Annotated in this window: 23 protein-coding genes; 10 read left to right on the top strand and 13 right to left on the bottom strand. The window is 66.9% G+C overall.

The annotated features are described in order from the left end of the window. Position 1: 1 nt before the first annotated feature. Together NP825_RS13560 and NP825_RS13555 are read right to left on the bottom strand one after the other, a co-directional pair. A protein-coding gene (locus NP825_RS13560) for an IS3 family transposase (RefSeq protein ID WP_095387322.1) occupies positions 2–1,173 on the bottom strand; the annotation gives its coding sequence in 2 pieces (ribosomal slippage) (positions 2–909 and positions 909–1,173; 1,173 coding nt in all). Between the two features lies 1 nt (position 1,174). Further along, a complete protein-coding gene (locus tag NP825_RS13555) occupies positions 1,175–1,771 on the bottom strand; it encodes a hypothetical protein (protein ID WP_257544342.1) in 597 nt (198 codons plus the stop codon). A 122-nt stretch (positions 1,772–1,893) separates the two neighbouring features. Between NP825_RS13555 and NP825_RS13550 the strand changes: the two genes are divergently transcribed. The 3 genes from NP825_RS13550 to NP825_RS13540 all read left to right on the top strand — a co-directional run bounded on the left by NP825_RS13550 (position 1,894) and on the right by NP825_RS13540 (position 4,426). Continuing rightward, positions 1,894–3,018, top strand: a complete 1,125-nt coding sequence (locus NP825_RS13550; RefSeq protein ID WP_257551430.1) for an acyltransferase family protein — start codon at positions 1,894–1,896, stop codon at positions 3,016–3,018. A gap of 9 nt (positions 3,019–3,027) precedes the next feature. Beyond that, the gene (locus NP825_RS13545; protein WP_257544340.1) at positions 3,028–3,225 is read left to right on the top strand and encodes a hypothetical protein; all 198 of its coding nucleotides are present in this window, start codon (positions 3,028–3,030) and stop codon (positions 3,223–3,225) included. 76 nt (positions 3,226–3,301) lie between these two features. Beyond that, entirely contained in the window at positions 3,302–4,426 is a 1,125-nt protein-coding gene (locus tag NP825_RS13540; protein WP_257544338.1) for a S41 family peptidase, read from the top strand. Between the two features lie 10 nt (positions 4,427–4,436). On the opposite strand, the gene NP825_RS13535 is transcribed toward NP825_RS13540, so the two are convergent. The 6 genes from NP825_RS13535 to NP825_RS13510 all read right to left on the bottom strand — a co-directional run bounded on the left by NP825_RS13535 (position 4,437) and on the right by NP825_RS13510 (position 7,745). Then, positions 4,437–4,916, bottom strand: a complete 480-nt coding sequence (locus NP825_RS13535) for a GNAT family N-acetyltransferase (protein WP_257544336.1) — start codon at positions 4,914–4,916, stop codon at positions 4,437–4,439. 31 nt (positions 4,917–4,947) lie between these two features. Continuing rightward, a complete protein-coding gene (locus NP825_RS13530) occupies positions 4,948–5,364 on the bottom strand; it encodes a hypothetical protein (protein WP_257544334.1) in 417 nt (138 codons plus the stop codon). 434 nt (positions 5,365–5,798) lie between these two features. Beyond that, positions 5,799–6,488, bottom strand: a complete 690-nt coding sequence (locus NP825_RS13525; protein WP_257544332.1) for a DJ-1/PfpI family protein — start codon at positions 6,486–6,488, stop codon at positions 5,799–5,801. A 149-nt stretch (positions 6,489–6,637) separates the two neighbouring features. After that, positions 6,638–6,838, bottom strand: a complete 201-nt coding sequence (locus tag NP825_RS13520) for a hypothetical protein (RefSeq protein ID WP_257544330.1) — start codon at positions 6,836–6,838, stop codon at positions 6,638–6,640. Positions 6,839–6,913: 75 nt separating this feature from the next. Beyond that, positions 6,914–7,243, bottom strand: coding sequence for an entericidin EcnAB (locus NP825_RS13515; protein WP_257544328.1), 330 nt, complete (start codon positions 7,241–7,243; stop codon positions 6,914–6,916). Between the two features lie 178 nt (positions 7,244–7,421). Next, positions 7,422–7,745 carry a hypothetical protein gene (locus tag NP825_RS13510; protein WP_257544326.1) on the bottom strand — a complete coding sequence of 108 codons (324 nt, stop codon included), beginning with the start codon at positions 7,743–7,745 and terminating at the stop codon, positions 7,422–7,424. Between the two features lie 225 nt (positions 7,746–7,970). Between NP825_RS13510 and NP825_RS13505 the strand changes: the two genes are divergently transcribed. The 6 genes from NP825_RS13505 to NP825_RS13480 all read left to right on the top strand — a co-directional run bounded on the left by NP825_RS13505 (position 7,971) and on the right by NP825_RS13480 (position 15,200). Further along, the gene (locus NP825_RS13505; protein ID WP_257544323.1) at positions 7,971–8,951 is read left to right on the top strand and encodes a metalloregulator ArsR/SmtB family transcription factor; all 981 of its coding nucleotides are present in this window, start codon (positions 7,971–7,973) and stop codon (positions 8,949–8,951) included. Next, complete coding sequence (gene metF, locus NP825_RS13500; RefSeq protein WP_257544321.1) at positions 8,948–9,892, top strand: methylenetetrahydrofolate reductase; 945 nt, start codon at positions 8,948–8,950, stop codon at positions 9,890–9,892. The genes NP825_RS13505 and metF overlap by 4 nt, the downstream gene beginning before the upstream one ends. Continuing rightward, a complete protein-coding gene (locus NP825_RS13495) occupies positions 9,889–10,953 on the top strand; it encodes a homocysteine S-methyltransferase family protein (protein WP_257544319.1) in 1,065 nt (354 codons plus the stop codon). The genes metF and NP825_RS13495 overlap by 4 nt, the downstream gene beginning before the upstream one ends. Beyond that, a complete protein-coding gene (locus NP825_RS13490) occupies positions 10,953–11,477 on the top strand; it encodes a GNAT family N-acetyltransferase (RefSeq protein WP_257544317.1) in 525 nt (174 codons plus the stop codon). The genes NP825_RS13495 and NP825_RS13490 overlap by 1 nt, the downstream gene beginning before the upstream one ends. Before the next feature lie 22 nt (positions 11,478–11,499). Then, positions 11,500–14,121, top strand: coding sequence for a methionine synthase (gene metH, locus NP825_RS13485; protein ID WP_257544315.1), 2,622 nt, complete (start codon positions 11,500–11,502; stop codon positions 14,119–14,121). A 125-nt stretch (positions 14,122–14,246) separates the two neighbouring features. After that, a complete protein-coding gene (locus NP825_RS13480) occupies positions 14,247–15,200 on the top strand; it encodes a right-handed parallel beta-helix repeat-containing protein (protein WP_257544313.1) in 954 nt (317 codons plus the stop codon). A gap of 280 nt (positions 15,201–15,480) precedes the next feature. On the opposite strand, the gene NP825_RS13475 is transcribed toward NP825_RS13480, so the two are convergent. The 5 genes from NP825_RS13475 to NP825_RS13455 form a co-directional block, all read right to left on the bottom strand. Then, the gene (locus NP825_RS13475) at positions 15,481–15,987 is read right to left on the bottom strand and encodes a YbjN domain-containing protein (protein WP_257544311.1); all 507 of its coding nucleotides are present in this window, start codon (positions 15,985–15,987) and stop codon (positions 15,481–15,483) included. A gap of 167 nt (positions 15,988–16,154) precedes the next feature. Continuing rightward, complete coding sequence (locus NP825_RS13470) at positions 16,155–16,487, bottom strand: accessory factor UbiK family protein (RefSeq protein ID WP_257544309.1); 333 nt, start codon at positions 16,485–16,487, stop codon at positions 16,155–16,157. A 36-nt stretch (positions 16,488–16,523) separates the two neighbouring features. Beyond that, entirely contained in the window at positions 16,524–17,075 is a 552-nt protein-coding gene (locus NP825_RS13465) for a TspO/MBR family protein (RefSeq protein ID WP_257544306.1), read from the bottom strand. A 62-nt stretch (positions 17,076–17,137) separates the two neighbouring features. Continuing rightward, positions 17,138–17,878: a TlyA family RNA methyltransferase gene (locus NP825_RS13460; protein WP_257544304.1), complete on the bottom strand. Its 741-nt coding sequence runs from the start codon at positions 17,876–17,878 to the stop codon at positions 17,138–17,140. Further along, positions 17,878–19,920 carry a protein-disulfide reductase DsbD gene (locus NP825_RS13455; RefSeq protein WP_257544301.1) on the bottom strand — a complete coding sequence of 681 codons (2,043 nt, stop codon included), beginning with the start codon at positions 19,918–19,920 and terminating at the stop codon, positions 17,878–17,880. Before NP825_RS13455 ends, NP825_RS13460 begins: the two co-directional genes overlap by 1 nt. A 124-nt stretch (positions 19,921–20,044) precedes the next feature. Between NP825_RS13455 and NP825_RS13450 the strand changes: the two genes are divergently transcribed. After that, positions 20,045–21,727 (top strand): alkaline phosphatase family protein, encoded by a 1,683-nt coding sequence (locus tag NP825_RS13450; RefSeq protein ID WP_257544298.1) that lies wholly within the window; start codon positions 20,045–20,047, stop codon positions 21,725–21,727. The last annotated feature ends 19 nt before the right edge of the window (positions 21,728–21,746 follow it).

Here is a 21,746-nt window from a genome sequence, read left to right as displayed (position 1 = left end):
GTTAGTGCATTGACGCGTCCATCGCCAGTGTTGGCCGCAGGTGGAGCGAAGCGGAACCGGCGGGCGACACTGGCGATGGAACGGCCTCCGGCGCCGGTGGTCGATATCCCAGCGAGCTGTGCGGCCGGACGGTGTTGTAATGCCGCCGCCAAGCCTCGATCAGGATCCGGGCCTCCGCGAGCGAGTAGAAGATCTCGCCGTTGAGCAGCTCATCGCGCAGGGATCCGTTGAAGCTTTCACAATAGCCATTCTCCCATGGCGATCCGGGCGTGATATACAGCGTCTTCACGCCGATCTGGGCGAGCCATTGCTGCACCGCCGTCGCGATAAACTCCGGGCCGTTGTCCGACCGGATATGCGCCGGCGGCCCACGCGTGACGAACAGCTCGGCCAGTGCCGCGAGCACGTCGTCGCTCTTGAGCTTACGCGCCACCGGCAACGCCAGGCACTCCCGGCTCGCCTCGTCGATGATCGACAGGATCCGGTATTTGCGACCATCGTGCGTCCGGCCCTCGACGAAGTCGTAGGACCAGACATGGCCGGGATATTCTGGCCGCAGCCGGATGCACGATCCGTCGTTCAGCCACAGACGCCCGCGCTTCGGCTGCCTTTGTGGCACCTTCAGCCCTTCGCGGCGCCAGATACGCTCAACCCGCTTGCGGTTCACATGCCACCCCGCATCGCGTAGCAACGCCGTCACCCGGCGATAGCCATAACGACCATATTGCCGGGCCAGTGCGATGATATCCTCAGTGAGGGCCGCTTCGTCATCCGCCCCGCGTGGCGCCTTGCGCTGCGTCGATCGGTGCTGCCCGAGCACGCGGCACAGCCGCCGCTCGGACACCGGCATCATCATTCTGATGTGGTCGATACAGCGCCTGCGGCGTGCGGGGCTCAGAAGTTTCCCCGGGCAGCCTCCTGCAGGATCAGCTTGTCCAGCGTCAGGTCCGAGATCGCACGACGAAGCCGCGCATTCTCCTTCTCCAGATCCTTCATCCGACGCGCCTGATCGGTCTTCAGGCCGCCATATTCCTTGCGCCACCGATAATAGGTCTGCTCGCTGATCGCGATCCGACGACACGCCTCGGCGGTCGTAGCGCCCTGCGCAAGCACAACCTCCGCCTCACGTAGCTTGCCGATAATCTCTTCCGGGCGATGCTTCTTGCTCGGCATTCTATATCTCCTTCGTCGTCCAAAATATCATCAATTTTGGACCACTCAGAAGGGGGCAGATCAGCGTCGCTGGCCGCGGCGCTGCGGCGGGCGGCGCGGCGTAGCGCGCGACGAGCCACTGGACGAGGAAGAGGATGAAGACGAGCTCGGCATAGGCCGAGATGTCCTTGCGCAATTCATAGAGGATCGGCGAGCCGTCGGGCGCGGTGAAATGATAGGTGAGCCCCATCAGCCGCCAGAGCGCGGCGCGGAACGCGGCCATCAGCGCGATATGGCCGAGCGACACCGGGATCGCGAGCAGCGCGTGGATGGCGACCGCCCACGGCAGGGCGACGCGCGGCGGGCGGATGCGGCGCACCGCGAACCAGCAGGGGATCATCACCACCGCCCAGGCGATCAGGCTGCTGCCCTCCAGCATCCACGCGATCGTCGGCGGCACGATCACGCCCGCGCCCTCGCGGTCGGCGATGTAGGAATAGACGTTGGCCGCGATGCGGATGAGCCCGAAGAGGAAGACCGCGCTCAGCAGCAGCGCGGTGAGCGCGCGGGCGCTGAGCCCGCCAGTGGGGCCACTCGTCCCGGCTGCGCCGCCGTTCATCCCTCGGGCCTCTTCGTCCGTCACACCGGCTCCGCTTCTCGTCCCGCCGGGATCGCCCGCCGGCCGCTTTCCCGATTAGCGGCAGCGGCACGAACCGGCAAAGGAGTTTCGCCGCGATGGACATGAAGCGACATTATGGAATGGACTGGCTCAGGATCGGCGCCTTCGCGCTGCTGATCCTCTATCATATCGGCATGTTTTTCGTGCCCTGGGGATGGCACGTCAAAACGCCGCAGCCGATGGACTGGGTGGAAATTCCGATGCTGGCGACGAACAGCTGGCGGCTGCCGTTGCTCTTTCTCGTCTCGGGCTATGCGAGCGCGGCACTGTTCGCGAAACTCGGCGCGCCGGGCGCTTTCCTGCGCTCGCGCGCCGCGCGGCTGCTGATCCCGCTCGCCTTTGGCATGATCGTGGTGATCCCGGTGCAGCCGTGGATCGAACTGACGACGCAGCATGGCTATGCGGCGAGTTTCCTGCATTTTTGGGCCCATGATTATTTCCGCTTCGGCACGCTCGACGGGATCGTGCTGCCGACGTGGCAGCATCTGTGGTTCGTCGTCTATCTCTTCGTCTATACGCTGCTCGCGGTCGCGGTTCTGGCGGCAGTGCCCGAAAAGGCGCGGAGCCGGGTCGCCGACGGCGCCGCACGGCTGCTCGGCGGTTGGGGGATGCTGGCGGTGCCGCTCGCGGCGTGGCTTGCGATCCTGCTTGCCTTTCCCGGCTATCGCGAAACCCATGCGCTGGTCGACGACGGGCCGAGCCATCTCCACTATCTGCTGCCCTTCGCGATCGGCTGGCTGCTGCGCGTGCGCCCGGCGCTGTTCGATGCGGTCGCGCGCTACTGGCCCGCCGCGGCGGTGGCGGCACTCGCGGCCTATGCCTATGTCGCCTGGGCGGTGGCAAGCGCGCCGGGCCAGGGACCGCCCGCGGGGGTCGTCACGCCCGTCATGGTTCTGCGGCTGGTTCAGGGCTGGGCGGCGATCGTCGCGCTGGTCGGGATCGCCGACCGTTTCTGGAACCGCGACCACCGGTGGCGCGCGATGCTCGCCGAGGCGGTGTTCCCCTTTTACATCATCCATCAGACGATCATCGTTCTGGTGGGATATGGACTGCTGCTCGCGGGCGTGGCGGCGCTGCCGTCCTTTGCGGTGCTGCTCGCGGCGACCGTGATCGGATGCTGGCTTTTCTATGCGATCGGGCGCAGCATCGGCTGGCTGCGGCCGCTGATCGGACTGCAGAAACGATAGGAGGCGGTCATGGCGGCGGTGAAAGCGATCATGGCGATCGTCGGGGTCGCGGCGATCCTGATGGGCGGCCTGTGGATGCTGCAGGGGCTGGACATCGTGCACTGGCCCGAAAGCAGCTTCATGCTCGGCGACCGGGTGTGGACGCGCAATGGGGCAGTGCTGGCGATCGTCGGCGGGTTGCTCGTCTGGTTTGCGCGCAAGCGATGATCGACTACAAATGTAGTTGATCCGTATTATAGATGTTATACACCTTCGCCAATCCGGGGCTGGATTGGAGATTGAGATGATTCGTCCTTCGCGACTTCTGCCGGGCCTGCTGGCCGCGGCCGTCATGATGGCCGGGCCGTCGGTTGCGTCGCCGGCGGCGCCCGCGTCACTCCCACCCGAGGCCGAAGCCGAGGTCGGCGGCGACGTCATCGCCGAAAAATATGCCGCATTGCTCGATCGCGATTATGTCTATCCCGAAACCGGCAAGCGTTTTGCCGCAGCGCTGCGTGCGGGGATCGAGGCCGGACGCTACAGGGCGCTGTCGGGCGAAGCGCTCGGCGCGGCGATCGACGCCGATGTGCGCGCGGTGGCCGAGGACGGCCATTTGCGGCTGAAGGTTCCCGAGAGCGCGGCGCCCACCGGACCGGGCGTCGCGGTTCCCGCGCCCCGCCCGCAAAAGCCGCCGGTCGAGCAGCCCGGCTGGATTGCGCCCGGCATCGCTTTCGTGCGCTTCAATGTCTTTCCCGACGACCCCGCGGTGACCGCCGAGGCGGCGAAGTTCATGGCCGACCATGCCGAGGCGAAGGCGATCATCTTCGACATCCGCACCCACAATGGCGGCGGGATCGAGCAGATGGACGCCATTTTTCCCTGGCTGTTCGCGAAGCCGACGCGGCTCGTCACGATGGCGACGCGCGCGTCGGTCGACGAGGCGGGCGACGGGCCGCTCGGGGGCGACCGCTCGCTGCGAATCGTGAAGGGCGAACCGGGCATGGTGACGCGCGAGCATTGGGCGACTCCGAACGGCGACGAGCGGCTGCAAAAGACGAAGATCTATGTGCTGACGTCGGGCGCGAGCGCGTCGGCGGCCGAGCATTTCGCGCTGGCGATGAAGCATACGCATCGCGGCGTGCTGATCGGCGCGCCGACCGCGGGGGCCAATCATTTCGGGCGCGGCGAGGAACTCGGCGGCGGCTATGCGGCGTTCATTCCGGTCGGGCGCACCTATGATCCGGGCACCGGCAAGGATTGGGAAGGCGTCGGCGTGCAGCCCGACATCGCGGTGCCGCCTGCCGAGGCGCTGGTGCGCGCGCTGACCGAACTCGGCATCGCGCCCGCCGAGGCGAAGAGGCTGTCGGACGCGCATATGCCCAAATGGCCGATGGAACGGCGGAGGCTGCGGATGGTGAAACCCGGCTAGGTCGGTATGATCAGTGAGATGCGAGTGCCGCCAGCGCGTCACCGTCGACGCGCATGACGGTCCATTCGTCCATCATCCGCGCACCGAGGCTTTTGTAGAAGCCGATCGACGGTGTGTTCCAGTCGAGCACCGACCATTCGAGCCGCGCGCAATCGCGTTCGATGCACAGCTTCGCGAGATGCGCGAGCAGCGCCTTGCCGAGTCCCGATCCGCGCGCCGCGGGGCGGACGAACAAATCTTCCAGATAGAGGCCGGGACGTCCCTCGAAGGTCGAGAAATTGTGGAAGAAGAGCGCGAAGCCCTGTGCCTGTCCGTCGATCTCGCCGATCGCGACCTCGGCATAGGGACGCGGCCCGAAAAGTTTTTCGCCGAGCGTCGCCTCGTCGAACCGCACCTCGTGCGCGAGCTTTTCATAATCGGCGAGGTCGCGGATGAACTGCGCGATCAGCGGCAGGTCGGCGGGCGTGGCGGGGCGGATGGAGAGGGTCATGGACGCGCTTTGTCCAGTCGGATGTGCGCTGTCAAATGCGCTTTCGAATCCGCAGGATCGCAAGCGCGACGATGACGAGCGCGGGCTGACCGATCACGCCGGGCGCGTCGGCCCAGAAGGTCGCGGGGCCGCAGATGCCCGCCGCCACTTCATAGATGTGGAGCGCGCCGTGCAAGGCAAGCCAGAGCCCGCCGACGACCGCGGCACGCCAGCGGACGACGGGGTTTGCGGTCGCATAGAGCAGGATCAGGCCCGACCCCAGATAGGCGAGGCCGATGTCGCGGATGAAATGCGCGTTCGGCGGGCCGGTCGTGACGACGGTGGGGATGAAGACATACCAGTCGAGCGGGCGGACGAGCATGAAGGCGCCGTTGGCGATCGTCGTGATCGCGGCGACAAGCAGCAGGAATTGGACGAGGCGATCGATAGCGTCGGGCTTGGCGGTCATGGCGGGGGCTCCTGCACGAGGGTGCGAGGCTAGGGTCAGGACCCATTAAATGCGCGCTCGAGGTTTGAAGCGATTTTGCTCAGGGCGAGGAGGCAAGGCGTAGGAATATGTCGATATTTCAAGACTTGCCGACGAAGCCATGGGCAAAATCGATCAAATCCCGCAGGGACGCCGAAATGGCTTCGATCTTGGGTCTGCGCAGCCTTGCGGGTAGCGATGCTACCCGCTGCGACTGCCCAAACCCAATATCTTAGCCATTTCGACGCCTCGAACGTGCATTTAATGGGTCCTGACCCTAGACGCCGCTGATGGGGATGTAAAAGACGGTGTTGTGCAGCGACGGGTGTCAGGGCTGAAAACGGCCGACAAGCGGCACTTTGCGTCTCATCTTCTCGTCATTCCCGCTTTCGCCGGGATGACGTTCAGGTGTCCTGTCAGCCCTTGAGCGCCGCCTCGATCCGTGCCGCTGCGGCGTCGTAGACGCGGGTCTTCAGCCCCGCCGTGACGCTTTCGGGCGCGCGGTCGGGGTGGCCGCCGGCGAAGGGCGGGGCGGGATCGTATTCGATCGCGAGCTGGATCGCCTGCGCGACCGCGTCGCCATGCAGCCGGGCGATCAGGGTCAGTGCGAAATCGAGGCCCGAGGTCACGCCGCCACTGGTGACGAGCCTGCCATCCTCGACGACGCGCGCCGCCACCGGCTCCGCGCCGACCAGCGGCAGCAGATGCGTATAGGCCCAATGCGTCGTCGCACGCTTGCCCGCGAGCAGCCCGGCGTGGCCGAGCAGGAAGGCGCCGGTGCAGACGCTCGTCACCCACTGTGCCCCCGCCGCTTGCCGCGCGACGAAATCGATCGTCGCGGCGTCGCCCAGCGCTTCGGTCACGCCATGGCCGCCGGGGACGCAGAGGATGTCGGCCTGCGGCGCGCTTGCAAAATCATGCGTCGGCAGGATCGCGAAACCGCTGTCGGTCGCGATCGGGTCGAGCGTCGCGGCGGCGCCGACCAGGCGTGCACCGGGCATCCGGCTGAGCGCCTGCGCGGGCGCGGTGAAATCGAGCTGGGTGATGCCGGGGAACAGCAGGAAGACGACGGTGGTCTGGGCAGCGGTTTGGGGAGTGGCGGTCATGCGGATGCTCCTTGCGTCGGCGGCGGATCACCCAGGCGCGCGGCTTTTCCAGCCATGCGGCCGAACCCCGTTCCCCGATGGATACCCATCTTCAGCGCCAGTTGCGGGGCTCCGGCAATCTAGCGGCCCCTTGGCGGCTGCGAAAGCCGCTATTTGCCGGTTTTGCCGCCGTCCGCGCTTTTCTGGTCCGCTGTCCCGTCGCGGCTTTCGAGCATCGCCGCGGCATCGTCGAGCGCCTTGGCTTCGCTGACGGTCACGCCGCCGGGGCCGGGTTCGTTGTCGGTGCGGCTGCATCCCGTTGCCGCAGCCAGCGCCAGCGCGAGCAGCGCCGCGGGCCAAGGGGTTCGCATCGTTCGGCTCCCACGAAAAAGGGCTCCATCCGCGGATGGAGCCCTTCGATACCAGCCCGAAGGCGAAGCTTCGACTTATTTCTTGTCGTTGGCTTCGGCCTTCTTGGTTTCCTCGGCGATCTTGTCGCCCGCCTTGGCGGCGGCGTCGCCCGCGGCGTTCACCGTGCCTTCGACGGCGTTGCCGGCATCCTTGGCGGCGCCTTCGACGGCGGCCCCGGCATCCTTCGCCGCATCGGCGGTCGCGTCGGCGGCGTCGGCCGCACCCTGAGCGGCGGCATCACCCGCGGCGGCGGCATCGTCGGCGGCCGACGAAGCGGCGTCGGCGGCGGCGTCCTGGGTCTTGTCCGAGCAGGCGGTCAGGCTGAAGGCCGCGGCGGCCATTGAGGCGATGATGATCTTGCGCATGAAATTTCCTTTCAAATCCAATGGCCCGGCGGCCATTGGGGAAAAAGTTTAATCGCGGATCGGCCGCTTGGCAACCGCGCAGCACAGCGACCGCAAGGGAGTATCCCCGCAAAGGAAAGGGGCCGCCGGCGCGTGCCGACGACCCCTGCATTCCTCCGGCCAGAAGCCGAAAAGGCGCTTACTTCTTGGCAGCGTCGACGGCGGCCTTCGCCTGGTCGGTCGCTTCCTTGGCGGCGCCGGCGGCTTCGGCAGCCTTGTCCGTCGCAGCGGCGGTGTCGCCGGCAGCGGCAGCGGCGCCAGCGTCGGTCGCGGCGTCCTTCGCGGTCGCGGCAGCGTCGGCGGCGCCTTCGGCAGCCTGCATCGCGCCATCGGCCGCGCCTTCGACGGTGTCGGTCGCCGGGGTTTCGGTGGTGGTGGCGGCGTTGTCGGCGGCCTTGTCACCGCAAGCGGCCAGGCCCAGCGAGGCAGCGGCGACGAGCGACAGAGTGATCAACTTCTTCATGTGGGAATACCCCTCTCGATTGAACTGATCGACCGGCATGGGAACCCAATCGATCCCGTGAACTTGCCAATCGGCGGCAGAAATACCGCCTCGCCAAGGGGGGTGCAACGCTCTTTTTGCAATTTCGCCCGCCTTTTGTCGCAAATCGACCCGCGTCTCATAAAATCGGAGGGGAGGCGCGTGCCTCGGTTGACCGGATATAAAGAAAGCTTTATATCCCATTTCATGGCCGAGCTGCTCGACATTTTTCGCGCCCTTGCGGACCCGACGCGCCTGCGCGTCGTGGCGCTGCTGCGCGAAATGGAACTCGCGATCGGCGAACTCGCCGCCGTGCTCGACCAGAGCCAGCCGCGCGTTTCGCGCCATGTCCGCATCCTTGCCGAGGCCGGGATCGTCGAACGGCGGCGCGAGGGGAGCTGGGTCTTTCTGCGGATCGCGACCGACGGGCCGGTGTCGGGCATCGTCACCCAGGCGGGGGCGTGGCCCTTTTCGGAAGGCGAGGCGCTGGTCATCGCCAACGACGCGCGCCGCCTTGCCGCGGTGCGTGCCGAGCGCGCGGCGGCGGCCGAACGCTATTTCGCCGACCATGCTGCCGAATGGGACGCGATCCGCTCGCGCCATATCGCCGAAAGCGAGGTCGAGGCCGCGATGCTGGCGATGATGGGCGGTCGCGGGCTCGGCCATCTGCTCGACATCGGCACCGGGACCGGCCGCATGGCCGAAATCTTCGCCCCCGCCGCGCACCGCGTCACCGCGCTCGACCGCAGCCCCGAGATGCTCCGCCTCGCGCGCGCCAAGCTTGCCGGGCAGGCGGCGCCGATCGATCTGGTGCAGGGCGATTTCCTCAATCTGCCGCTTGCCGACGCGAGCATCGACAGCATCGTCATCCATCAGGCGCTGCATTTCGCGCACGAACCCGACCGGGTGATCGCCGAGGCGGGGCGGGTGCTGCGCGGCGGCGGGCATCTGCTGATCGTCGATTTCGCGCCGCACGCCGACGAGGAATTGCGCACGCTCGCGGCGCACGCGCGCCTCGGCTTTTCCGATGCCCAGATCGGCGGCTGGTTCGCGGCGGCGGGGCTGGCGCTCGAAAATACGCAGACGCTCGAAGGCGGCGATCTTGCGGTCAAGCTGTGGCTCGGCCGCCGCGCCGGCGACGATAGGCAAGCTCCCCTTTCCAACGACGACAAAAGGCTCGCGGCATGACATCGACCCTCAACTCGCTCGCCGAGGCGCGCCGCGCCGCCGCGACTCCGCTCTTCGCCGATCTCGCGGGTGACATCGGCGTCAGCTTCGAATTCTTCCCGCCCAAGACCGAGAAGATGGAGGCGCAGCTCTGGGACACGTTCCACACGCTCGAACCGCTCGCCCCCAGCTTCGTCTCGGTGACCTATGGCGCGGGCGGCTCGACGCGCGAGCGCACCCATGCGACGGTCGCGCGGATCGCTGCGACGAGCCCGGTGGCGCCCGCCGCGCACCTGACCTGCGTCGAGGCGTCGCGCGCCGAGATCGACGAGGTGGCAGAGGCTTATTGGGAAGCGGGGGTGCGGCATATCGTCGCGCTGCGCGGCGACATGCCCGGCGGCGCGCCCTATCGTGCGCACCCGGACGGCTATGCCAATGCGGTCGAGCTCGTCGCTGGGCTGAAGGCGGTGGCGCCGTTCGACATTTCGGTCGCCGCCTATCCCGAAGTGCATCCCGACGCGTCGTGCGCCGAGGCCGATCTCGATAACCTCAAGCGCAAGCTCGACGCGGGCGCGACCCGCGCGATCACCCAATTCTTCTTCTCGCCCGACGCCTTCCTGCGCTTTCGCGACGCGGCGGCGGCGGCAGGGATCGACGCGCCGATCCTTCCCGGTATCCTGCCGGTGTCTAACGTGTCGCAGACGCGGCGCATGGCCGATATGTGCGGGACGCAAATCCCGGCGTGGATGGTGTCGCTGTTCGACGGGCTCGACGACCATCCCGCCGCGCGTCAGCTCGTCGCCGCGACGATCGCCGCCGAAATGTGCCGTCGCCTCTATGCGGGCGGCGTGCGCGATTTCCACTTCTACACGCTCAACCGGGCGGAGCTCAGCTACGCCATCTGCCACCTCCTGGGCCTGCGCCCGAAGGCGGCCCCCGCGACGGAGGAAGCAGCCGCATGAACGCCCGCGAAGCCCTGAAAGCCGCCGCGAAGGAGCGCATTCTGCTGACCGATGGCGGCTGGGGCACCCAGATCCAGCTCCGCAAGCTCGCCGAGAGCGATTATGCGGGAAATCTTGGCCTGTCGCACGACCAGAAGGGCAATAACGACATCCTCGCGCTGACGCGGCCCGATGTCGTGACCGCGATCGGCGAGGCCTATCTTGCCGCCGGGTCGGATATCGTCTCGACCAACACCTTCAGCGCCAACCGGATCAGCCAGGCCGATTATGGCGCCGAGCATCTGGTCGCCGACATCAACCATGAAAGTGCGCGGCTGGGGCGCGAGGCCGCCGACAGGTTCGCGGCGCGCGACGGCCGCCGCCGCTTTGTTGCGGGCGCGGTCGGGCCGACGAACAAGACGCTGTCGCTGTCGCCCGACGTCAACAATCCGGGCTTTCGCGAGATCGACTTCGACGAGCTGAAGGCGGTCTATCTCGACCAGGTCGTCGCGCTCGCCGAGGGCGGGGCGGACTTCATCCTGATCGAGACGATCTTCGACACGCTCAACGCCAAGGCGGGGATCGCCGCGACGCTGGAGGCCGAGGCGAAGGTCGGGCGCGAATTGCCGCTGATGATCTCGATGACGCTCACCGACCTTAGCGGCCGCAACCTGTCGGGGCATACGGTCGAGGCTTTCTGGTATGCGGTGCGCCACGCGCGGCCGCTGACGATCGGGCTCAACTGCTCGTTCGGCGCGGCACAGCTTCGCCCGCATGTGCGCGTGCTCTCCGACCTCGCCGACACGCTGGTGATGGTCTATCCGAACGCCGGGCTGCCCAACGAACTCGGCGAATATGACGAGATGCCCGATACGACCGCGGGGCTGGTGCGCGAATGGGCGGCGCATGGGCAGGTCAATATCCTCGGCGGCTGCTGCGGTTCGACGCCCGCGCATATCGCGGCGATGGCGAAGGCTGTCGATGGCCTCGCGCCGCGGCATGTTCCCGACGTGGCGGTGCGTACGCGGCTCGCCGGGCTCGAACCCTTCACCATGGCGGCTTTTGCGGCGGCGGCCTCCTGATGGACGACGGACCATCATGGACGATCCGCGAGGCCGGAGCGGATGACGCCGCCGCGCTGGCGCTGATCGGCGCCGCAACCTTCCTCGAAACCTTCGCGGGGATTCTCGACGGCGACGCGATCGTTTCGCATTGCGCCGCGAAGCATTGCGAAACCGCCTATCGCGCCTTGCTGGCCGATGGCGCGCGGGCGTGGCTTGCCGAGGCGCAGCCGGGCGGCGCGCCGATCGGCTTTGCGCTGGTCGGCAAGCCCGACCTCGCCGCGGCCAAGGACGGCGACATCGAGCTCAAGCGGATCTATTCGCTGTCGCGCTTCCACGGCAGCGGGCTCGGCGCCGCGCTGATGCGCGAGGCCGTCGCGGCGGCGCGGGACCATCGCCGCCTGCTCCTCGGCGTCTATGCCCGCAACGAAAGGGCGCTCGCCTTCTATCGCAAGCAGGGTTTCGCCGACATCGGGACGCGCCGGTTCGACGTCGGGGGCAAGCTCTACGACGACCTTGTCCTTGCCCGCCCGCTCGCTCTCTGACCCTTTGCCTTCTGGACCACCGATGACCGCCTCTCTCTCTTCTTCCTCCTTCGTCAACGTCGGCGAGCGCACGAACGTCACCGGATCGGCGGCGTTCAAGAAGCTGATCCTCGCCGACGATTTCGCCGCGGCGGTCGAGGTCGCGCGCCAGCAGGTCGAGAATGGCGCGCAGGTCATCGACGTGAACATGGACGAAGGGCTGCTCGACGCGGTGCGCGCGATGACGACCTTCCTCAAGCTGATCGCCGCCGAGCCCGACATCGCGCGGGTGCCGGTGATGATCGACAGCTCGAAATGGGAGGTGATCGAGGCGGGGCTCAAATGCGTGCCGGGCAAGCCGATCGTCAATTCGATCAGCATGAAGGAAGGCGAGGAGCCCTTCCTCGCCCACGCGCGCAAATGCATGGCCTATGGCGCTGCGGTCGTCGTGATGGCGTTCGACGAGGTCGGGCAGGCCGACACGAAAGAACGCAAGATCGAGATTTGCGAGCGCGCCTACAAATTGCTCACGGGCATCGGCTTCCCGCCCGAGGACATCATCTTCGACCCCAATATCTTCGCGATCGCGACGGGGCTCGAGGAGCATGACAATTATGCGGTCGACTTCATCGAGGCGGTGAAGGAAATCCGCGTCCGCTGTCCGCACGTCCATTTCTCGGGCGGGCTGTCCAACCTCTCGTTCGGCTTTCGCGGCAACGAGACGGTGCGCCGCGCGATGCACAGCGTCTTCCTTTATTATGCGATCCCCGCCGGGCTCGACATGGCGATCGTCAACGCGGGGCAGCTCGACGTTTACGACACGATCGATCCCGAACTCAGGAACGCCTGCGAGGACGTCATCCTCAACCGCAAGGTCGAGGGCGAGGCGGACAGCCCGACCGAACGGCTGATCGCGCTCGCCGAACGCTACAAGGGCAGCAATGCCGCGCAGGAAAAGGCCGCCGAGGAATGGCGCGGGTGGGAGGTGCGCAAGCGGCTCGAACATGCGCTGGTCAAGGGCATCGACGCGCATATCGTTCCCGACACCGAGGAGATGCGCCTGGCGATGGATCGCCCGATCGAGGTCATCGAAGGCCCGCTGATGGACGGGATGAACGTCGTCGGTGACCTGTTCGGGTCGGGCAAGATGTTCCTGCCGCAGGTGGTGAAATCGGCGCGTGTGATGAAGAAAGCGGTCGCGCACCTGCTCCCCTTCATCGAGGCGGCGAAGGAGCCCGGCGCGAAGGGCAAGGGCAAGGTCGTGATGGCGACGGTCAAGGGCGACGTCCACGACATTGGCAAGAATATCGTCGGCGTCGTGCTGCAGTGCAACGGCTTCGAGATCGTCGACCTGGGGGTGATGGTGCCCTGGTCGAAAATCCTCGAAGCGGCGAACGAGAATGACGCCGACATGATCGGCCTTTCGGGCCTCATCACCCCCTCGCTCGACGAGATGGTGACGGTGGCCGAGGAGATGCAGCGCGCGGGCATGACGATGCCGCTGCTGATCGGTGGCGCGACGACATCGAAGGTCCACACCGCGCTGCGCATCGACCCCGCCTATGAGGGGCCGGTGCTCCACGTCCTCGACGCGAGCCGCGCCGTCGGCGTCGCGACTTCGCTGGTCAGCGACACCGGCCGCGACGCGTTCGTCGAGGGTTACAAGGCCGATTACGAGCATATCCGCGAGGTGCGCGCGAACAAGGGGCAGAGCGCGCTGATCCCGATCGAGGATGCGCGCGCCAACGGCTTTCAGATCGACGAGCATATCCGGCCGTTCCCGCCCGAAAAGCCCGGCATCCACGCCTTCGACCAGTGGGATCTGGCCGAATTGGTCGAATGGTTCGACTGGACGCCCTTCTTCCGGGCGTGGGAACTCGCGGGCGTCTATCCGGCGATCCTCGACGACGACATCGTCGGCGAAAGCGCGCGCGGCCTCTTCGCCGACGCGCAGGCGATGCTGGAGAAGATCGTCGGCGAGGGCTGGCTCCACGCGCGCGGGGTCGCGGCGCTGTGGCCGTGCCGCCGCGACGGCGACGATGTGATCATCCATCTCGAGGAAGAGGAACGCCACGTCCGGCTTCCCTTCCTGCGCCAGCAGATCGCCAAGCGCGAGGGGCGCCCGAACATGTGCCTTGCCGATTTCATCAGCCCCGACGGCGACTGGATCGGCGGCTTTTCGGTCGCGATCCACGGCATCGAGCCGCATCTCGCGCGCTTCAAGGCGGCGCACGACGATTATAGCGACATCCTGCTCAAGGCGCTCGCCGACCGTTTCGCCGAAGCCTTTGCCGAGCGGCTCCACGCGCATGTCCGCACCGACCTCTGGGGCTATTCGCCGGACGAGCAACTGACGCCCGAGGCGATCATCAAGGAGGAGTATCGCGGCATCCGCCCCGCGCCCGGCTATCCGGCCTGCCCCGAGCACAGCCTGAAGCGCATCCTCTTTGACCTGCTCGACGCGGGCAACACCTCGGGGGCGACGTTGACCGATCATTTCGCGATGCTGCCGACGGCGGCGGTCTCGGGCTTTTACTTCGGCCATCCCGACGCGAGCTATTTCGGGGTCGCGCGGGTCGGCGAGGATCAGCTTGCCGACTATGCCGAGCGGCGCGGGGTCGACCTCGCGACGGCGACGCGCTGGCTGCGGCCGAATCTGGATTGATCCACCGTCGCTCCCGCGGAGGCGACGGTTAAGGACGGTGGCGGCTGTTGTCCGATAAAGGGACAGCGCGCCGGTTAACCAGCTTCGCGAACGACGGACGCCGCCGAAGCTGTTATAAAGCCGCCATGATCCAGACGCTTGCCCGCCGGCCGATGTTGCCGCTACTCGCTCTTCCGCTGCTCCTTGCGCCGGCGCCGCTGCCCGCGCAGACCGGCGGCGCGCCCTATTCGGTCGACGGCCGGGGCTTCGCCCGGCTCCAGGATGCGGTCGACGCGATCGGCGATGGCGAAGGGACGATTCGCATCGCGCCCGGCTATCACCGCGACTGCGCGGTCCAGACTCAAGGTCACATCGCTTTCGTCGCCGCCGAGCCCGGCCGTGCGGTCTTCGATGGCGGAATCTGTGAAGGGAAGGCCGCGCTCGTGCTGCGCGGCGCCGGGGCGAAGGTCGACGGTATCGTCTTTCAGAACATGCGCGTTCCCGACGGCAACGGCGCGGGCATCCGCCTCGAAAAGAGCGATCTCACGGTCGAGAACAGCCTGTTCCGCAGCAGCGAGGAAGGCATTTTGACCGCCGAGGATCCGGCCGCGACACTGACGATCGACCGCTCGACCTTCTCCCGCCTCGGCCGCTGCGACCGCGGGCTGAGCTGCGCGCACAGCGTCTATACCGGCAACTATGGCCGCGTCGTCGTCACCCGCACGCGCTTCGAAAAGGGGAGCGGCGGCCATTATCTCAAGACGCGCGCGGCGGTCGTCGACGTCAGCGATAACAGCTTCGACGACACGCAGGGCAAGGCGACCAATTACATGATCGACCTGCCGGCGGGATCGACCGGGCGGATCGTCAACAATCTGTTCGTGCAGGGTTCCGACAAGGAAAATCACTCGGCCTTTATCGCGGTCGCCGCCGAAGCGCGCGACCATCCCTCGCGCGGCCTCGCCATTTCGGGCAACCGGGCGAGCCTGTCGCCCGAAACAAGCTGGCCGTCGGTGTTCGTCGCCGACTGGAGCGGCGAGCCGCTGTCGATCGGCGCCAACGAACTGGGGCCGCGGATCACGAAGTTCGAGAAGAGATAGAGTCCAGGCCCCGATCGTTATCGGGTCAGACTCAATTACCCCGATCCTTATCTCGTCATCCCGGCGAAGGCCGGGATCTCACCATATCAGCCAGACGCACCGGCGAGATCCCGGCCTTCGCCGGGATGACGATTCAGTCTGAAACAGGTTTCCATACCTCGTCATTGCGAGCGCAGCGAAGCAATCCAGAGCGGTTTACGCACGCTCTGGATTGCTTCGCTGCGCTCGCAATGACGCGCTTTATTGATTGGCGGAGTGCCGAAGCAAACCGAAACCGAAATTACGCCTCGCCGCGCGTCTCGATCAGCGAGGCGGCGAGCGCTTCGGCGGGGGTCTTGCCGCCCCACAGCACGAACTGGAACACCGGATAGAAGCGCTCGCATTCGTCGATCGCGCTTTCGATCAGCGTCTCGGCGAGGTCGAGCGGCAGTTGCGCGTCGCTGCCGACGAGCATCCCGTGGCGATAGAGGATCGTGCCGCTGTTCGACCACAGCTCGAAATGGCCGAGCCAGAGCTGTTCGTTGATCATCGCCAGCGCTTCGTGCGCGACGGCGCGCTTGTCCTCGACGACGCGGATGTCGGGGAAGGCGAGCAGCTGGATCACCCCGTCCTCGGGGCGCCACACCGCGCGCAGCTCATAGGCGGTCCAGCTTCCCTGCGCGGTCGCGACGATCTCGTCCTCGCCGACCATCTCGTGCGGCCAGTCGTGCGCGGCGAAATAGGACGCGATCATGTCGATCGGCGCCGCTTCCTGGCCGTCTTCGTCGTCGTAGATATCGTCGCTCATGCGGGGCCTTTAGCGGGTGTTGCGCCGCGAGGCGAGTCTGCAGCCCGCATAGGACAGATCATCCCGGCGAAGCCTGTCCCGAGCGCCTGCAAGGCAGTCGAGGGGCCGGGATCTCGCCGGTGAAAACATCCGAAAGGTCGAGACCCCGGCCTTCGCCGGGGTGACGATCATTTTTTGGGTGCGGCCTTCGGTTTCGTCGCCGGCTTCGGTGCCGCCTTGGCCGCGGGCTTCGCGGCCGCCCTGGGCGCCGCGGCGGGCTTGGCCGCGCCCTCCAGCTTGTCCAGCCGCGCCTTCAGCGCTTCGGCTTCGGCACGTGCCTTGGCGGCCATTTCCTTCACCGCCTCGAACTCCTCGCGGCTGACGAAATCCATGCGGCCGACGAATTCCTTCGCGCGCTCGCGCATCGCGGCCTCGGCCTCGCGGCCGGCGCCCGCGACGGTGCCGGCGATGCCGTTCACCATCTTCGCCAGATCGTCGAAAAAGCGGTTCTCGCTCTGCATTTTCAAATTCCTTCGTCGGGGAGATGATCCCTTGCCTCACCCTATCTGGGTGCTGGCGGCGGCGGGGACAAGGGTTTCAGCGTCGGGGTTGCGCTGGTCGATCTGGAAATTGAGGATCGCGGCGAACAGGAGCCACGCCATATAGGGGGCGAGCAGCCACGCCGCCGCCTTGCGGATCGGGGCGAAGGCGAAGGCGGTCGCGACGGTCACCATCAGGATGAAGATGATCAGATAGAGCGCCGTCGTCACCTGATGCGCGCCGAAGAAGAGCGGCGACCAGGCGAAATTGGCGACGAGCTGGACGAAGAAGAGCAGCAGCGCGAACCCGCGCCCCTTCGCGCCGCGCGCGTGCAGAACCATCGCGAGCGACAGGCCGAGGCCGATATAGAGCAAAGGCCAGACCAGCGCGAACACCCAGCCCGGCGGCGTGATGGCGGGCAGGTCCAGCGCGGCGAACCAGCGGTTGCCATAGCCGCTGTTCGACAGCAGCCCGGACAGACTGCCGATCAGCACGATCGCCGGCACGGTCACCATCGCCCAGCGCCAATAGGACATGCGGAGCTGGTCGGGCGTGGCAATCTCGCTCATGCTTGGCTGGTCCCCTTTCGCGATTCTGCGGGTTACAGATGTTGCGGCTGGAATTTGCGCCGTCAAGCTGCTCGCTTCGTCGCGGCGATCAGAAATTCGACATTACCCTCGGGCCCGGTGATCGGGCTTTCGACCAGATCGAGCACCGTCCAGCCTTCGCTCGTCAGCCAATCGCGGACCTCGGCGCAGACGCGCGCGTGGACCGCGGCGTCGCGGACGACGCCTTTCTTGCCGACCTCGTGCCGCGCGGCCTCGAACTGCGGCTTGATCAGCGCGACCAGCCGCGCGCCGTCCTTCGCGAAGGACAGCGGCACTGGCAGCACCTTCGAAAGTGCGATGAAGCTCGCGTCGCAGACGATCAGGTCGACGGGTTCGGGAATGTGCTCGGCGGTCAGGATGCGCGCGCTCGTCTGCTCGTGGACGATGACCCGGTCGTCCTGCCGCAGCTTCCACGCGAGCTGGTTGGTGCCGGAGTCGACCGCATAGATCCGCGCGGCGCCGCGCGACAGCAGCACGTCGGTGAAGCCGCCGGTCGACGAGCCGACGTCGATCGCGACCGCGCCGGTGACGTCCCAGCCGAGATGCGTCAGCGCATGGTCGAGCTTGATCCCGCCGCGCGACACCCACGGATGGTCGCGGCCCTTGACGCTGATGGCGGCATCATCGGCGATCTGCTGCCCCGCCTTGTCGATCTTGCGGTCGCCGACGAAGGCGAGGCCTGCGAGGATCAGCGCCTGCGCGCGCGTCCGACTCTCGGCCAGCCCGCGATCGACGAGCAACTGGTCGGCGCGCTGCTTGACCATCAGCCGCCCACCTTGCCGGTGAGCAGTCCCGGCGTCAGGATCTGCGGCAATATCTCCGCCTGCGCCGCGCCCGGCGCATACCAGAGGTAGAGCGGCACGCTGTTGCGGCCATGCTCGGCCAGCGTGCGCGTGATGACCGGATCGCCATTGGTCCAGTCGCCGACGAGGGTGACGACGCCTTTCGCCTTGAACGCATCCCGCACCGCTTCGCGATTGATCGCGCCGGCCTCGTTCGCCTTGCACGACAGGCACCAGTCGGCGGTGAAATAGACGAAGACGGGCTTGCCCGATGCGCGGGCTTTGGCGAGCGCGGTGGGAGAGAATATGTGCCCGGCGGAGACGGGGCTGGAAGTCGATGTTGGCCTGTCGGCAAGCAGGACCGCATTGCTTCCATTCATGTAAATCGCTGCGACCGCCAGCAGCACGAGAGGCCAACCTCCGTGCCTGCCCTTTTGATAATTTCCCAAAGCCTGCAAGGCGAGGAAGCCAAATACGACGGCCTGAAGGGCCATTTTCCAGCCGAGGTCATCGGCTTGACGCCACAACAACCAAGCCAGGCCGAGCGTGGTCAATCCCATCGGTACCGCCATCCACTTGCGGAATTTCTCCATCCAGGGGCCGGGTTTGGGCAAGCGTTTGCGGAGCGCCGGGAGGAAGCCGATCGCGAGAAACGGGAGTGCCAGCCCGAACCCCAATCCACCGAAAATCGGCAGAGCGACCCATCCGGGAAGCACCAGCGTGGCACCCAGTGCTGCGCCAAGCAGCGGGCCACTGCAAGGTGTGGCAACGAATGCCGCCAAAGCCCCAGTCCAAAAGCCACCCGCCGCACCGCCCTTTTGGGTTAATGCCTGTCCTCGGCCGAAAGATGGCAATTCATATGTACCGGCGAGGTTCAACGTGATCGCCAAAGCGAGCAGGAGCAGGAGCAGAACGCTGATCGGATGCTGGAGTTGAAAGGCCCAGCCGACCTGTTCGCCGGCCGCGCGCAGGCCGAGAAGAAGGCCCCCGAGCGCGAGGCAGACGAGCACCGCCCCGGCGGTATAGGCGACCGCCTCGACCTTCGCCGTGCGTGCATCGCCGCCCGACCGCGCAAGACTCAGTGCCTTGAGGCTGAGGATCGGAAAGACGCAGGGCATCAGGTTGAGGATGAGGCCGCCCAGAATCGCGCCGCCAAGCGCGGTCCAGAACAATGTCATGTCGATTCCGCTTGCGGCGGTGGCGATCGGCTTGCCCGCGAGGCGCACCACTTCGGGCTCGAAGCGCACCGTCAGCCCGCGTCCGTCGGACAGTTTGAGCAGGCCTTGCACCGGCCCCGCGGCATCGCCCTTCGCCTTGGTCTCGACGATGATCCAGTCGCCGTTGCGGCTGAAGCTCTGCGCGGCGGGATAATCGACGACATTCGGGGTTTCGAGGAACAGGTGCGGCGCATCGAGCGCTGCGTCTGCGGGCAGCGGGACGCCGAACCGCACCGTGTCGCCCTGGCGCTCCCACGCCCCGGCGCGGTCGAGCGGTTGCGGCAGCCGCGCGCGCCAGGCGTCGAAGCGCGTGCGCTCGGCCGCTGCGATCTGGCCGTCGCCCGCCTTCAGCGCGACCGAGATCACCGCCTTTTCGGGCACGCACACCTTGTCGGTGCAGGCGAGCCAGTTGGCGATGCCGGTCAGCGTCAGGTCGGTGCCCGGCGCGACGCTTTTGTCGACGCGCACGTCGGCGAGCAGCGCATAGGGATGCTCGTAGACATGGTTCATCATGCCGAACAGGACCAGCGCCTCGGGCACCGGATAGCGGAAAGGGGTGACCGTGACGCCTTCGGGCGCATTCCATTCGACCTGCAGCCCGAAGCCCGCGTCGCCGCCATTCAGCCAATAGCCGTGCCAGCCCTTTTCGGGCGCCATCGTCAGCGCGATCGCGGTGGTTCCGCCCGGCGCGGGGGCGGCGGACTCGGCGACGAGCTTCGCCGCGATATGCGGCGCCTGCGCCCGCGCGGGGGCGATCGTCAGCGTCACGAGTGCCAGCAGCGCCAGCGCGGCGCGCCAAAATGTCACAATCCCATGCCTACGCAAATCCACTGTCCGCCCGCCGCCGTTCGTCTCGTCAAGGCTTGCCATATAGGCGGCTTTCGTCGAGAGGACAGCCCGCGCCGACGCCCCCTATCGGAGAAGCTGCCCCGTGACGTTCAAATATCTCGCCACCGCTCTTGCCGCCACCCTCTCGATCGCCGCCACGGGCGCCGTCATTGCGCAGGATAAGGCGGCCCCGGCTCCCGCAGCCAAGGTCACCGCGGCCACTCCCGCGCCGAAGCTGGTCATCGCCATTTCGGTCGACCAATTCTCGGCCGATCTCTTCGCCGAATATCGCAGCCATTTCACCGGCGGTCTCGCGCGGCTCGCGTCGGGCGTCGTCTTCCCCTCGGGTTATCAGGCGCATGGCGCGACCGAGACCTGTCCCGGCCATTCGACGATCCTGACCGGCAATCATCCCGCGCACACCGGCATCATCGCGAACAATTTCTTCGATCTGTCGACCGCGCGCGCCGACAAGCGCCTCTATTGCGCCGAGGACGAGACGGTCCCCGACACCAGTTCGAAGAGCGGCAAATATGCGGCGTCGGTGAACCATCTGATGGTTGCGACGCTCGGCGACTGGATGAAGGCCGCCAATCCGAAAGCGCAGGTCGTCTCGGTCGCGGGCAAGGACCGCGCCGCGATCATGATGGGCGGCCGCAAGGCCGACGAGCTGATGTGGCTCTTTCCTGGCGGGCTGACGAGCTATCGCGGCACCGCGCTGTCGCCGACCGCGCAGCAGGCGAGCACCGCGATTGCCGCCGCGATCGCCGCGCCGCGTCCGGCGCTGCCGCTTCCCGCCGATTGCGCGTCGCACGACATCGCCATCCCCATTGGCGATAAGGGCGCCACCGTTGGCACCTGGCATTTCCAGCGCGACGGCGGCGATTTCCGCCGCTTCATGGCATCGCCCGAAGCCGACGGCGCCGTCCTCGCCGCGGGCGCCGCGCTCCGCGCCGCGCGCAAGATGGGCGAGGGCGATACCACCGACCTGTTGATCCTCGGCCTGTCGGCGACCGATTATATCGGCCATGGCACCGGCACCGAAGGCAGCGAGATGTGTATGCAGATGCTCGCGCTCGACCGGGAGCTCGGCGATTTCTTCGCGCGGCTCGACGCGACGGGGATCGATTATATGGTGATGCTGACTGCCGATCATGGCGGGCACGACCTGCCCGAGCGCAATCGCCAGAACGCCTGGCCGGCCGCCGAGCGCGTCGACAAGTCGCTCGATCCCGATGCGATGGGCCAGGCGGTCGCCGAAAAGCTCGGCCTGCCGCAGCCTCTGCTCTACAGCGACGGCCCCTTCGGCGATATGTATCTGTCGAAGGCGCTGACCCCCGCGCAGCGCAAGGCGGCGATGACCGAACTGGTCGCGCGCTTCAAGGCGCATCGCCAGGTCGAGACGGTGGTGACCGGCGAGGAACTGGCCGCGCGGCCGATCTCGAAACAGTCGCCCGATACGTGGAGCCTGCTCGACAAGCTCCGCGCCTCCTATAATCCGCAGCGGTCGGGCGATTTCATTGTCGTCCTGAAACCGCGCGTGACGCCGATCGCCGAATCGGGCATGGGCTATGTTGCGACGCACGGGTCGGTGTGGGATTATGACCGGCGGGTGCCGATGCTGTTCTGGCGCAAGGGACTCACCGGTTTCGAGCAACCGAACGCCGTGATGACGGTGGACATTCTCCCGACGCTCGCGGCGGTGATCGGGGTGCCGCTTGATGCGGACAAGATCGACGGCCGCTGCCTCGACCTCCTCTCGGGGCCCGAGAGCAGTTGCCGCTAGAAGAAAGAAGAAGAAGGGG

This window comes from Sphingopyxis sp. DBS4, assembly GCF_024628865.1.
In the GTDB taxonomy this organism is placed as follows: domain Bacteria; phylum Pseudomonadota; class Alphaproteobacteria; order Sphingomonadales; family Sphingomonadaceae; genus Sphingopyxis.
The sequence above is the reverse complement of the archived record's forward strand: the minus strand, read 5'-3'. Positions and strand labels throughout refer to the sequence as shown.

Coding starts and splice junctions, on each gene's coding strand:
- NP825_RS13505 (WP_257544323.1), top strand. CDS start 7,971: ATGGCCGAGCTGCTCGACATTTTTCGCGCCCTTGCGGACCCGACGCGC.
- NP825_RS13535 (WP_257544336.1), bottom strand. CDS start 4,916: ATGACCCTCTCCATCCGCCCCGCCACGCCCGCCGACCTGCCGCTGATC.
- NP825_RS13515 (WP_257544328.1), bottom strand. CDS start 7,243: ATGCGCAAGATCATCATCGCCTCAATGGCCGCCGCGGCCTTCAGCCTG.
- NP825_RS13480 (WP_257544313.1), top strand. CDS start 14,247: ATGATCCAGACGCTTGCCCGCCGGCCGATGTTGCCGCTACTCGCTCTT.
- NP825_RS13495 (WP_257544319.1), top strand. CDS start 9,889: ATGAACGCCCGCGAAGCCCTGAAAGCCGCCGCGAAGGAGCGCATTCTG.
- NP825_RS13540 (WP_257544338.1), top strand. CDS start 3,302: ATGATTCGTCCTTCGCGACTTCTGCCGGGCCTGCTGGCCGCGGCCGTC.
- NP825_RS13545 (WP_257544340.1), top strand. CDS start 3,028: ATGGCGGCGGTGAAAGCGATCATGGCGATCGTCGGGGTCGCGGCGATC.
- NP825_RS13530 (WP_257544334.1), bottom strand. CDS start 5,364: ATGACCGCCAAGCCCGACGCTATCGATCGCCTCGTCCAATTCCTGCTG.
- metF (WP_257544321.1), top strand. CDS start 8,948: ATGACATCGACCCTCAACTCGCTCGCCGAGGCGCGCCGCGCCGCCGCG.
- NP825_RS13490 (WP_257544317.1), top strand. CDS start 10,953: ATGGACGACGGACCATCATGGACGATCCGCGAGGCCGGAGCGGATGAC.
- NP825_RS13475 (WP_257544311.1), bottom strand. CDS start 15,987: ATGAGCGACGATATCTACGACGACGAAGACGGCCAGGAAGCGGCGCCG.
- NP825_RS13465 (WP_257544306.1), bottom strand. CDS start 17,075: ATGAGCGAGATTGCCACGCCCGACCAGCTCCGCATGTCCTATTGGCGC.
- NP825_RS13550 (WP_257551430.1), top strand. CDS start 1,894: ATGAAGCGACATTATGGAATGGACTGGCTCAGGATCGGCGCCTTCGCG.
- NP825_RS13555 (WP_257544342.1), bottom strand. CDS start 1,771: ATGAACGGCGGCGCAGCCGGGACGAGTGGCCCCACTGGCGGGCTCAGC.
- NP825_RS13520 (WP_257544330.1), bottom strand. CDS start 6,838: ATGCGAACCCCTTGGCCCGCGGCGCTGCTCGCGCTGGCGCTGGCTGCG.
- NP825_RS13460 (WP_257544304.1), bottom strand. CDS start 17,878: ATGGTCAAGCAGCGCGCCGACCAGTTGCTCGTCGATCGCGGGCTGGCC.
- NP825_RS13470 (WP_257544309.1), bottom strand. CDS start 16,487: ATGCAGAGCGAGAACCGCTTTTTCGACGATCTGGCGAAGATGGTGAAC.
- NP825_RS13510 (WP_257544326.1), bottom strand. CDS start 7,745: ATGAAGAAGTTGATCACTCTGTCGCTCGTCGCCGCTGCCTCGCTGGGC.
- metH (WP_257544315.1), top strand. CDS start 11,500: ATGACCGCCTCTCTCTCTTCTTCCTCCTTCGTCAACGTCGGCGAGCGC.
- NP825_RS13525 (WP_257544332.1), bottom strand. CDS start 6,488: ATGACCGCCACTCCCCAAACCGCTGCCCAGACCACCGTCGTCTTCCTG.